The following is a 12543-nucleotide window of genomic DNA, read 5'->3' on the forward strand; positions in this document are numbered from 1 at the left end:
GCCAGTTTTTCGCGCATGGCCTTTTGTTGGGCCTCCATATCGCCAAACATGTTTTCAAGTCCAAACATGGTACGGTTTTTTTGTCGGTAAAATATGTGCGAAGATATAACAGAACGTACAGGAAATGACAGTATTTTATACATTTGTCCCCGATTGTGGTATAAACCAGTTGCAGTGTAAAACTGTTTTGGCATTAGTGCCTAGCCCACATCAAATGGGAACTGGTACACGGGAGCACAAATTCTACTTACTGCGTAAAATAGCGCCATCATGCCTTTGGATCAAGTTGACGTAGATCAGGAAGAAAAAAAGGTGGGTAAAGAAATGTCTTTTCTGGACCACCTGGAGGAGTTGCGTTGGCACATCATCCGTTCATTGTCAGTTATTTCTGTTTTTGGGATAGTCTTGTTCATCAAACAGGAATGGATGTTCAATGTGTTGATTTTTGGCCCTTCCAAACAGGATTTCATCACTTATCGGGCACTTTGTTCTTTTTCAAAGAGCCTTGGTTTGGGTGATACCATGTGTTTTGCGGCTACTGAGGTCAATTTGCAAACCATTGGTTTTGCTGAACCCTTCGTGACCAGTATGTGGGTTTCTTTTGTGGTGGGTTTGGTCCTGGCTGCACCCTATGTACTGTGGGAGGTTTGGCGCTTTGTGAGCCCAGGTTTGTTGCCCAAAGAGCAAAAAGCAGCCTCTGGAGCAGTGTTCATTTGCTCTTTTCTGTTTTTGTTGGGTGTCGTTTTTGGGTATTTTTTGATGGCACCTTTCGCCATCAACTTTTTGATCGGCTATACCATTCCCGGGGTAACCAACGTGCCAACACTCAACTCGTACATCAACTACATGGTGATGTTCACTTTGCCACTTGGAGTGGTATTTGAGTTGCCAGTGGTGGTGTATATTTTGGCTCGAATTGGCCTCCTAACAGCCACGGATATGCGCGCTTTCCGGCGACAAGCCATTGTGGTGATTCTGGTGGTAGCGGCAATCATCACTCCTCCTGATGTGGTATCACAAATGCTGGTGACAATACCGCTATATGCCTTGTACGAAGTGAGCATCATCATTGCAAAAAGGGTTGCGCCTCGGGATGATGACGATGATGAACCTTCAAAAGCAGTAACCCCTTCATAGTTGAGAAGTTGAGCGTTTGAGAAGTTGAGGCTACCGCAGCGGCTTGGGCAATATCCTTGTACAAGTCGCTGCGGTAGCCTCAACCTCTCAACTCCTCAACCTCTCAACTCCTCAACTTTCAATCGAATGGAACGTATTTCGAGTAACCTTACCCTGGTGTACAAAATTGTGCTACCCATTTTCTGGATTGTGTTTATGGGTGGTACAACAGTGGCTATTTTGCTGAGCAAATTTGCAGGCATTGGCAATACTTCTTCTATGTCTGTGAAGCTGGTAATGTTGTTTGTGTTTATTTCAGGAACCCTCTTTTTGGCCTTCACCTTGATGCGCCTCAAAAGGATAGAGGTAGGTCAGGAAGGAGTATACGTAACCAATTATTTTAAAAATGTGCGCTACCCTTTTAGTGAGGTTGAGGGCATTACCACTACTTCTCTAATGTTGTTTTCGGTAGGTACCCTACATTTGAAAGGTAAAGGGAGTTTTGGTAAGAGTATTGCCTTTATACCCAGCCCGAGCCGGTTTTATTCTTTTTTCGAGGACAATCCGGGCTTGAAAGAGCGCTTGTTGAAGCTGTAAACGCTCTAATTTCAGAAGATTAAACCTCTGCTGTACTCAACGCCACAAACGCCCTCTTCTCGGTCTCACATACCCCACAAACATAATCCTCAGGCAGCCCCGCAAAAGTTACGCCTGCCGGGATTCCCCTTAAAGCATCGCCATAACGACCATCGTAAACCGACAAACAATTGGGGCATTGGTAAGCCTCATTATCGGAAATGGCATGTGCTGGCAATAGGGGTTTAGGAGCTACCAGCGGTTTGTTCTCCTTGGCTACCGCCCCCAATCCATCAAAGTACAAGCGGCTCAATTCCATGAGCAAACCAGGCAATTCAATCTTATCCACATCCTGCGCATAAGTCAGGTATTCCAGGGTATTTGGGTCGAAGTTTTTGGCATAAAGCACGTTGTAAGTTGGGCGTACCTGAAAATGCTGCACGACTCGTGGTTGGGGGTTGCGTTGGATCAAAATGGAGGTAAAATTGATGCTGTATGTGCTGGTGATCCCAAAAGTCAGGCCATAGGTGCTGATGTCATTTTGGTCAAAATTGCGCACGATGAAACGTTTGAGATCCATGGCCTCGTCGTCGCTAGCGGGAATGTGCCAGTTCATTTCCAGGGATGAATGGCGTTCGTTGATCCCGAAACGCCCGAGTAGTTTTTGCCAGGCCATTTCATACCGCTGGTGAATACCCTTGACAATGAAAGACTTCCAGGGCGTGATGCAAATTTTGCCAATTTTGCACTCAAAGCACAAGTCACACATGGCTTTCAGGAAATTCAAATCATAACGATTGTTGCGCCAATACAGCCCTAACCAATATTGATCCACGTTAAAACGATTCATCCCTTCGTAATAAGGGAAGCTGTAAGTGGGCAATTGCAATGGCTCTTGGGGTACCCGGCTATTGGTCTCCAAAGTCCGATTGAGGTAATTGAACAAGCCAGGTATATCAGGAATGTTTTCCTGTAGATTCTCAATGGCCTTAGCGATGCGCGCCATGTCCCAGGAATAAATCAGTACAGGGAAAGCTTCAGGTTTGGTCCAATGAGGCAAACGCACGTAAAAATGCCAGTAGTCCTCAATGCTGGAAGCGATAAAATTGAGGTGTCCGGTGAATAGGGGTACCAGGCGTTGTTTGGGATCAGTGATGTTGATCTCCAGTTTTTGGGGTTCAGCAAACTGTTCCAGTACGTAGAGATACATCGCACTGCTCAACCAGGCCGTACCCGGAAAGATATCCGCCGATACGTAGGAGCAGAGGATATTTTGGTACACATTGGCGGATAGATTTTCGATGCTCAACTGCGGAAAATCCTGGGCGATGCTGCTCAAATCCTGATCGGTGGGCAACAGAATATCCTGACGGGAACCAAACATCAAGGCGTCCAGCCCGGCTAGTTCAGCCAACTCTACGATTTGTTTCAGCTCACTGGGCGAGAGCACTCCCCCTTTTACCAGAATGCGCTGTAGGTTCTGTCGCATGAGACGTTTGGTTTAAAACTTGATCCAATACCGCTTTTACTTCGGGTTTGCAACTGCCACAACCCATTCCTGCTCCAGTGGATTTGCAAAGGGTTTTAAAATCCTTGCACCCGTTTTGGATGGCAGCATATAAATTACCTTCACCCACTTGGTTGCAAGAGCACACCAATTTGCCTTGTACCGGAGCACCCTGATTTTTTCCGCGCAACAACTCCTGCCGTTTTTCCGACAATTCAATTTTGTCCTCAATCAAGGCTTTGAATTCGGCAAACTCGGCTTTGTCACCAATCAAAATAGCTCCAACTAGTCGATCTTTGTAAACGACACATTTTTTGTAATACCGTCGACTCAGGTCGGTGAACACGATTTGCTCGTAGTCCCAGTCATCCTCCGGGCAATAGATGTCGCCCACGCTGCACAGGTGTAAGTCTTCAAACTTGAGGATGTTCATCAGCACCGAACCATTGTAGCGGCTGCTCAGATTGCCGTTGAGGTAATTGGCCAGTACATCGGCTTGTTGCTCGGCAGCAGCAGTGATGCCATACAATTCGCCTTTGAATTCAGCGATTTCGCCCATAGCAAAAATGTGTGGGTCGCTGGTTTGCAGGTAATCGTTGACCACAACTCCTTTTCCACAACGGATTCCGGCATTTTTCGCCAAATCGATATTGGGGATGGTTCCAATGGCGTAGACGATGGCGGTACATTGGATGGTTCGGCCACTTTTGAGGTTGACAATTACTCCAGTCGATGCTTCGGCTTCGCTCAGCGACCGGTTACTGAGCGGAGTCGAAGTGTCGGAAGTAATGGTATGTACTTCATTGTCAAAATAAATCTGAATGTCGCGTTCCATCACATCTTCCGCCAAAAGCCGGCTACCGATGGTGTCCAACTGGCGTTCCATCAGGCGGGCAGCCCGTTGAATGAGGGTGATTTTTACGTTGATGTTGCGCAGTGCAGCGGCTAATTCCAAGCCCAACAAACCACCTCCGACGATGGCTACGTGTTGGTTTTCGCGAGGCAAGCCACTTTCTTCGAGATAGCTCTTGAGCTTATCAGCATCCTGGCGGGAACGCATGGTGAACACGCCAGGTAAACTGAGTGGAACTTCCCGAGGCACAATGGGCCGACTACCCGTGGCCATAATCAGGGCGTCGTAGCCGTGAATTTGCCCATTTGAGTCGGTGATGGTTTTGAGCAGCGGATCAATTTTGTCAACACCTATCCCCAGGTGGAGCCGGATGCCCAATCTTTCAATTTCTCCATCCCGCATTTTGAGCAGCTGTTCCCATTCCAGGTGCTCACTCACATATTCGGGCAATAACACCCGGTTGTAAAAGGCATGTGGCTCTCGCGAAAAGACGTGGATTTCATCCTTATGGTTTTTTTCGCGGTAACTTTGGATAAAACGATAGGCCGCCGCCCCCGCCCCGATGACAAGGATTTTCTGGAAAGGTTTGACGTATTGGCTGACCTGAACGGTAGAAAATTTAAAATCTGGCTCTTTGGAAACCGGATCTACCAAATCACTGGTCAGGTTGTTGCACCGCCCCAAGGGGCTTTCCAGAATTTTGCCCCAGTGTATCGGCAAAAACACCGCACCCGGGCGAATGTCTTCTGTACATTTTACGGTAACTTGTACTTCGCCACGGTCATTTTTAACCATTGCGGTATCCCCATCAGCCAACCCACGGAAGCTGGCATCCTGTGGATGTATCTCCAAAAAAGGTGCATTGATGTGGGTCAACAGGCGGTTGACTTTCCCGGTTTTGGTCATGGTATGCCACTGATCACGGACGCGACCGGTGGTGAGGATGAGTGGAAATTCCGCGCTGGGTTTTTCACTCGTATTGTACATCTGCTGTGGCAGGTTGAATTTCGCCTTGTTGTTCTTGGTAAAAAAGCGAAAATCTTCAAACAAACGACTGGTGCCCGGATGGTCACTAGCTGGCACGGGCCATTGGAAGGTCCCCTCCCTTTGCAAGCGTTCGTGACTGAGGCCTGAAATGTCCAGATTGGTATTTTTGGTCAAACGGCAGTGCTCATCATACACTTCACCGATCTGGCGGTAATCAAAACCGTGAAAACCCATTTTGCGGGCAAAGCGCAGGAGAATTTCGGCGTCGGGCAAAGCTTCACCCGGTGGATCTATGGCTTTGGGCAAAAGACTGATGCGGCGCTCCGAGTTGGTCATGGTCCCTTCTTTTTCCAGCCAGGCGGCGGCAGGCAACACCAAATCGGCGTAAGCCAGGGTGTCGGCGCGTCGGGAAATGTCTTGCACGACTACAAAACGAGCATTTTTCAAGCCTTTTTCCACCTCATTCAAATTGGGCAAACTCACCATGGGGTTGGTGCACATGATCCAAACAGCTTTGATGCTTCCATCCGCCAGGCCCTTGAATATTTCTGTGGCCGTTCGGCCAGGCTTTTCTGAGATGCTGGGCACTCCCCAAAAATCCGCAACTTCCTGGCGTTGGGCTGGGTCTTGTAGGGAGCGGTGTGCGGCTAGCATGGTCGCCAGGCCCCCGACCTCTCTTCCGCCCATGGCATTGGGTTGTCCTGTGAGAGAAAAGGGACCAGCGCCAGGTCGGCCCACTTGCCCGGTAAGGAGGTTAAGGTTGATCAGCGCGGTATTTTTATCCACCCCGATTGCACTTTGGTTTAAGCCCATCGTCCACATGCTGAGGTAAGCCTTGGCATCGCCGATGTATTTGGCGGCTTTTTTGATGTCTTCCAGCTCGATGCCACAGATTTCGGCGGCTTTGCGCAGGGGCGTGTCCATCACCATGCGGCGGTAATGGGCAAATCCTTCGGTATGTTGATTGACAAAAAATTGATCGGCATGGTTGGTTTCAATCAAACGGCGGCCAATGGCGTTGTACAAGACTACATCGGTGCCTGGTTTGATTTGTAGGTGTAGGTCGGCGATGGAACAGCTTTGGGTTTTACGGGGGTCAACCACAATGATTTTGACTTGTGGATTTTGTTCTTTGTGTTGTTCCAGGCGGCGAAACAAGATGGGATGGCACCAGGCCGGATTGGCTCCCGCAATCATAAAACAATCTGCCAGCTCAATATCGGCATAAGCCACAGGTACCGAGTCTTCCCCAAAGGTTTTGGTGTAGGCAGCCACCGCAGAACTCATGCAGAGCCGCGAATTCGTATCCAGGTTATTGGTGCCGATAAACCCTTTAACCAGTTTATTGACGAGGTAATATTCTTCGGTGAGGCACTGGCCGGATACGTAAAAAGCGACGCTGTCTGGGCCGTGTTTTTGGATTATGGATTTGAACACCGCGGCGGCGCGATCCATGGCGGTATCCCAGGTGACGCGCTCCAGTGGGTGGTTGCGGCTCCAGCGCATTTCCGGATACAACAAACGATCGGATTGATCCTGAACGACGTAGTGCAAGTTCATCCCCTTTGAGCACAACATACCCCGGTTGACCGGGTGATCAGGATCTCCTTCCACCTTCAAGCGGCCACGGGCGTCTTTTTTTACCACAATTCCACAACCCACACCGCAGTACGAACAGGTAGATTTGTATGCTTGCTGCTTCATCGTTTGCAAGGTTAGCAATAGAAATCAAAGAGGCAATTCAAAATTCAGGAATTTTTTGATGCCCAATGGCCATTTATCCCTCTAAAAATGCAATCAAATGCCCCCGGAAATCATAAAAATCGGGGTGTTCAAGGACCGCTTTGCGTTCGCGGGGGCGTTCGAGGTGTATGTTGAGTACGTCGCCAATCTGGGCACGGGGGCCACTCGTCATCATGATTACACGATCGGATAAAAAGATGGCCTCATCCACATCGTGGGTAATCATGACAGCGGTGATTTTTTCCCGATTCCAAACCTCCAGCAAAATGTCTTGCAACTCGGCCCGGGTGAGGGAGTCCAACATACCAAATGGCTCGTCCAGCAACAATATGGCGGGCTTGATGGCAAAAGCGCGGGCAATACCCACACGTTGTTGCATGCCCTGGGAAAGGTCTTTGGCTTTTTTGTCCAGTGAACTTCCCAATCCTACCCGGCTGAGGTAGTAGGCGGCGATGTCGTGGCGGGTGGATTTGGACTCGTGCGAAAAAACCTGATTGACACCCAGCAATACATTTTCCAGGGCGCTCATCCAGGGCAAAAGGCTTGGAGACTGGAAAATGACCCCACGATCTGGCCCAGGCCCTTTGATGGGGGCTCCATTGAGTAAAATGCTTCCCCCTGAGATGGGATTTAATCCTGCAATCATGCTCAATAAGGTCGATTTTCCACAACCGGAATGCCCGATGATGGAAATGAATTCGCCTTGGGTGATGCTCAGTTGCAGGTTTTCCAGCACAACGTAGGACTGGCCTTTGGGCATGGGGTAGGCCTTGGTTAAGTCGCGGCATTCGAGAACGGTAGCCTTTGATACAGTGTCAACTATATTTTGAAGAAGAGCAGCACTCATGTCTTTCACTTTAGAGGTTGAAAATTTTTACCGGAATGCCAGCGAAAACGCCGACTTCGGCAGAATTGGTTGCACATCCGGTAAGCGCCTTTCCTGCTCCACCTCCTGATTCCGCTTCGACTCCGCACCTGTATCCAGCAAGTATTCGATGATGTCGTTGCGTAGCCTTTTGTATTCCGGCATGTGGTTGAGTTGAGTCTTGATGCGGGGACGCTCCAGGTCCACCTTAAAGCCAGGTCCAAGCGTAGCGCGGGGCCCGGGGTTAAGTGGAATAATGCGATCCGCCATCAAGATACCCTCGTCCACATCGTTGGTAATGAGTAGAGCGGTACGGCGGTTTTCGTTCCAGATTTTGAGAATTTCTTCCTGGAGTTTGGCCCGGGTCAGAGCATCCAGGGCACTAAGGGGCTCATCCATCAGGAGTACTTCGGGTTCCATGGCAAGTGCCCGGGCTACGGCCACCCTTTGGCGCATCCCCCCGGAGAGTTCGGCGGGAAGTTTGTGGGTGGCGTGGCTCAGGTTTACCATATTGACATAGCGCAGCACGTGTTCTTCGCGCTGTTTTTTATTCCATTGGGGAAAAACTTGAGCTACCCCCAGGTCGATGTTTTTGAATACACTCAACCAGGGCAGGAGGGAGTAGTTTTGGAACACCATTCCCCGCTCATGACTGGGGCCATTGATGCGTTGGCCTTTGTACAACACTTCCCCTTGGTCCGGTGTAATCAAACCGGCCAGGAGTTTCACCAGGGTAGTTTTGCCGCTGCCAGAGTATCCAACGATGGCTACAAACTCCCCTTCGTTCAGGTCAAGGTTGATGTTGTGCAACACCTCGCTGCGTTGGCGGCCTTCCCCGTAGTATTTGTGGATGTTTTTGAGTTGCAACATCTTTTTTAATGATGAGATATGAACGATGAATGATGATTACGATCCACTGGTTATTCAAATGATACCAATTTTTGCAAAGAGACCATCAAACGATCCAGAGCATAACCAATGACGCCGATGGTCAAAACGGCCACCATGATGCGGGCAATGGAGTCGCTGGAGCCGTTTTGGAACTCGTCCCAGATGAATTTGCCCAGGCCGGGGTTTTGGGCCATCATTTCTGCGGCAATCAAAACCATCCAGCCCACTCCGAGGGTAATGCGCAGGCCCGTAAAAATCATCGGTAAAGTCGCTGGCAACACGACCTTAAAAATGCGTTTGCTGGGCGACAACTGTAGTACTTGTGCAACGTTGAGGTAATCTTTATTCACTGAGGCTACACCAACTGCGGTATTGATCAGGGTAGCCCAAAGTGAACACATTGCCACGGTAACCGCTGATATGATGAAGGACTTCGATAGTACCCCATTGTTGCCTACATATACTGCACTCACGATCATCGTAACGATGGGCAACCAGGCGAGCGGGGAAACGGGCTTCAACACCTGGATAATCGGATTGAGCGCCGTCATGATGTTTTTGTTGGCCCCACAAATCACCCCGATGGGTAGGGCTAAAAAGGAGGCAAAAAGGAAACCTACAAATACGGTTTTGAGGCTGGTTAAAATTTGATCCAGGTAGGTAGGTTTGCCTGTATAGGTCATTTTTTTGGTATTTGCAGCTGGATTTGCTGCCTTGATGCTGGCAATCCGTGCATCCTGGCGGGCGTAAAATTCGGTCGCTTTTTTGCGCTCTACCCAATGTTCTTTCCACAATACCCCAGCCTGTTGGCTGACCTGATAAGGGCCGGGCAGGGTGCCCAGACTGGTATTGATCTGTTGTGCCGCCAACTGCCAGAATAGCAAAAATCCAAGGATGGCAGCAGCGGGCATTCCGACTAGCCTCCAGATTTGGAGCAATTGTTCTTTTGCATCATCACCCGTAAAGAGGCGAACAAAAGGCACTGCCCAGGTGAGGCCGGTGAGGTGAAGGAGGTGGATGGTTTTGGATTTCATGGTTAATAAGTTGAGGAGTTGAAAAGTTGAGGAGTTGAGAAGTCTAAACTTCTCAACCCTCAACTCCTAAACTATTTTGAAGCGGTTTGATCTTTAATGCCAATTTTCAGCTTGTTCAAATACGCAATCGGATTTTTTCCATCGTATTCAATGCCATCGATGAACTCTTTGGTGGGTGCTTTAAATCCGTCGGTATCTGGCAGGTCTTTGGCATCCAGTTTGCCCTCGGCGACCAGTTGTTCCGCAGCTTGTTGCCAAACCTCGGGCAGGTAGATTTTTTTGGCCGTTTCCAGGTACCAGTCATTTGTTTTGGGTTCGGTAATTTGGCCCCAGCGGCGCATTTGGGTCAGGTACCAGATGCAATCGCTGTAAAATGGATAGGTTGCGTTGTAGCGGAAGAATACATTGAAATCAGGTAAGGCACGTTTGTCACCTTTTTCATATTCGAAAGTTCCGGTCATACTGTTGGCGATTACGGCTTCGTCAGCGCCTACGTATTCTGCTTTGGCCAGGATTTTTACGGCCTCGGCGCGGTTGGCACCATTGTTTTCATCCAGCCATTTGCAGGCTCGGATGATGGCTTTGGTGAGGGCTACAAGGGTTTTGGGATTGGCATCCGCAAATGCTTTGGTTACCCCAAATACCTTCTCAGGGTTGTTTTTCCAGATCTCCAGGTCGGTTACTACGGGCACCCCTATGCCTTTGAACACGGCTTGCTGATTCCAGGGTTCGCCAACACAATAGCCCAGAATGGTGCCTGCTTCCATGGTGGCAGGCATTTGTGGCGGCGGGGTTACAGAGATGATCACGTCGCCATCAACAGTTCCAGTGATGTTGTCTTTGGTGTAGAAGCCCGGGTGGATACCCCCTGCGGCCAACCAGTAGCGAAATTCGTAATTGTGGGTAGATACCGGGAATACCACGCCCAAGTTGAATGCCTTGCCATTCTTTTTGTATTGATCCACGATGGGTTTGAGGGCAGTGGCGGCAATGGGGTGTTTGGGTTTGCCTCCTTCCATGGGGAGATTGGCCTTCATTTGTTTCCAAATTTCATTGGATACGGTAATGCCGTTGCCATTCAGGTCAAGACTTACCGGGGTTACCACTTCGGCGCTGGTGCCAAAACCAACCGAAGCGCCAATAGGCTGACCTGCCAACATATGGGCACCGTCCAATTCACCCGCCACTACGCGGTCGAGCAGTACTTTCCAGTTGGCTTGCGCTTCGAGGGTAACATACAGGCCTTCTTCTTCAAAAAAGCCCTTTTCTTTGGCGATGGCCAGCGGGGCCATGTCAGTCAGTTTGATGAAACCCAGGGTCAATTCGGGTTTTTCCACTGCTTCGGGTACATCGGTGCTGGTGGCAGCGCTGCTTTCGCTGCTGGAATTGCCTCCACAGCTGTAGAGCAGGGAGAAAGAGATGAGGCTAAGGAGATAAAGTAAGTTTTTCATGTTTTTTCTTTTTCCCACGGCTAAAGCCATGGGTTGGTTTTTTATGGTGGCCTCCCACGGATAAATCCGTGGGTTGGCGGAGTTTTTAGACGGTGGAAGGCGAACACACCCACACAATCACACTTCACATGCACACCCATTCTTGCGGATAAATCCGTGGGTTGGCGGAGTTTTTAGACAGCAGAGTTTATAGTTTGCTGATGAGTAAGGTTGGGCTAAAGGTGATCATACAATAGGCCCAGTTTTGTACGGCTTTGTAGTCACCACCCTTGATTTTGGCCATCGATTCGGTAGCGAACAATTGGGAGTAACCCGTCTCGATTTTGATGTCAGGTGTAATGGCTGCACTGAGTACCAGGTCGATCTCGGTGCCCAGGCTGCTGCTTAGCTTGGTTGTTTTTTGTTCGGGTACCTTGTACAGGTCTACGGGTGAGAAGAACTGGTGGCCAGTAACTTGCAACATCGATTTTTTGCCCACTGGTACATTCAAGCGCAGGTAAGGATCAATCAGTCCAATCGTCCGACTCATTTGAGCTGAAGCATTGCCGACGTAGAAATAATCCATGTAACCATAAAACTTGTGGTGGGTACCGTACAGTGGATTGAAGGAGTTGTTTTGACTAGCTGCATCATCCAGAGAAGAACCCGAGAGGTAGTCAACACCAGCGATGACATTGCCTTTTTTGCCCACTGGAGCAGTCAAAGAGGCAGCCAGAAGCCAGGCGTTAACGTCTTTGCCCGCTGTTTCTTTTCCGGTTTGGAAATAGGCTTCAGCTTCCAGTTTGAGTTTTTTCAGCTTGATGCTGCCAATTCCCCCCAGGGTTTGGGTAAAATAATTGCTGCTGTCCTTGGCTTGTTGGCCATTGTTGAGTGCCAATAGGGAAAGGGCACCTTTTTTGAAGTCGCGGTGGTACCACAAAAATTGTAGGGTTTTGTAGTTGCCCGTTACATTGTAGAAAGTCTCTAACAGTTTGGCTTGCTCAGGCGTTTTGCCATCCTGGTTGTAGGCTGCCCCGAAGTGAAACTGTTGGACGGAGTCTTTTAGCACAAGCAGCGCCCCATCGTGGCTACGGCTTTGTTGGGCCCACGCCAGGTTGCCCAGGATGCGTGCATTGTCGTAGTCCCATTCCTGACGCCCTACTTTCAGTGCCGTTTTTTTGGAAAACTTCAAGTTGGCCCAGGCTTGATTTACGGATGCAAAAGCGGAACCGGAACCTACGGTAGGCTTGTAAATCTGGGCTTCTTCGCCCCAGATGCGCACATCTTGGTATGAAACCATGAAGTCGTACTTGGGGGCGGAGTACGTAGCCATCAAACGGGTACGCTGGTCCGTAAAGAAGGCCGCATTTTGTAAATCCGGATTGATTAATTTTTTGAAGCCATGGCGGTATTCGCTACGCGGACGTACCTCGGCTTTGAGGGTGAAGGTGGATTGGGCGCTCAATTGGCTACCTATAATTACTAGGAAACAGACCGCTACCCATTTGGTTAAGTAATGTTTTTTCATCGTTTTTGTGTTT

General features: G+C 49.3%; 9 protein-coding genes. 2 read left to right on the top strand and 7 right to left on the bottom strand.

The features are described from left to right. The first annotated feature begins 270 nt into the window (after positions 1–270). Entirely contained in the window at positions 271–1137 is an 867-nt protein-coding gene (gene tatC, locus SFV55_RS12710) for a twin-arginine translocase subunit TatC (RefSeq protein ID WP_320029882.1), read from the top strand. Between the two features lie 126 nt (positions 1138–1263). Next, positions 1264–1713: a hypothetical protein gene (locus tag SFV55_RS12715; RefSeq protein ID WP_320029883.1), complete on the top strand. Its 450-nt coding sequence runs from the start codon at positions 1264–1266 to the stop codon at positions 1711–1713. Between the two features lie 19 nt (positions 1714–1732). Here SFV55_RS12715 and SFV55_RS12720 read toward each other — a convergent pair whose 3' ends face one another. From SFV55_RS12720 to SFV55_RS12750, 7 genes are all read right to left on the bottom strand, one after another. Further along, complete coding sequence (locus tag SFV55_RS12720; protein ID WP_320029884.1) at positions 1733–3181, bottom strand: rubredoxin; 1449 nt, start codon at positions 3179–3181, stop codon at positions 1733–1735. Further along, on the bottom strand, positions 3126–6743 hold the full coding sequence (locus SFV55_RS12725) for a molybdopterin-dependent oxidoreductase (RefSeq protein WP_320029885.1): 3618 nt from the start codon (positions 6741–6743) through the stop codon (positions 3126–3128). The genes SFV55_RS12720 and SFV55_RS12725 overlap by 56 nt, the downstream gene beginning before the upstream one ends. Before the next feature lie 73 nt (positions 6744–6816). Next, the gene (locus tag SFV55_RS12730; RefSeq protein ID WP_320029886.1) at positions 6817–7629 is read right to left on the bottom strand and encodes an ABC transporter ATP-binding protein; all 813 of its coding nucleotides are present in this window, start codon (positions 7627–7629) and stop codon (positions 6817–6819) included. A gap of 27 nt (positions 7630–7656) precedes the next feature. After that, on the bottom strand, positions 7657–8517 hold the full coding sequence (locus tag SFV55_RS12735) for an ABC transporter ATP-binding protein (protein ID WP_320029887.1): 861 nt from the start codon (positions 8515–8517) through the stop codon (positions 7657–7659). 50 nt (positions 8518–8567) lie between these two features. Beyond that, positions 8568–9572, bottom strand: coding sequence for an ABC transporter permease (locus tag SFV55_RS12740; RefSeq protein ID WP_320029888.1), 1005 nt, complete (start codon positions 9570–9572; stop codon positions 8568–8570). Between the two features lie 71 nt (positions 9573–9643). After that, on the bottom strand, positions 9644–11023 hold the full coding sequence (locus SFV55_RS12745; RefSeq protein WP_320029889.1) for a CmpA/NrtA family ABC transporter substrate-binding protein: 1380 nt from the start codon (positions 11021–11023) through the stop codon (positions 9644–9646). A 187-nt stretch (positions 11024–11210) separates the two neighbouring features. Further along, on the bottom strand, positions 11211–12530 hold the full coding sequence (locus tag SFV55_RS12750) for an alginate export family protein (RefSeq protein WP_320029890.1): 1320 nt from the start codon (positions 12528–12530) through the stop codon (positions 11211–11213). Between the last annotated feature and the right edge of the window lie 13 nt (positions 12531–12543).

The sequence above is a fragment of the Haliscomenobacter sp. genome (genome assembly GCF_033763495.1).
GTDB lineage: Bacteria > Bacteroidota > Bacteroidia > Chitinophagales > Saprospiraceae > Haliscomenobacter.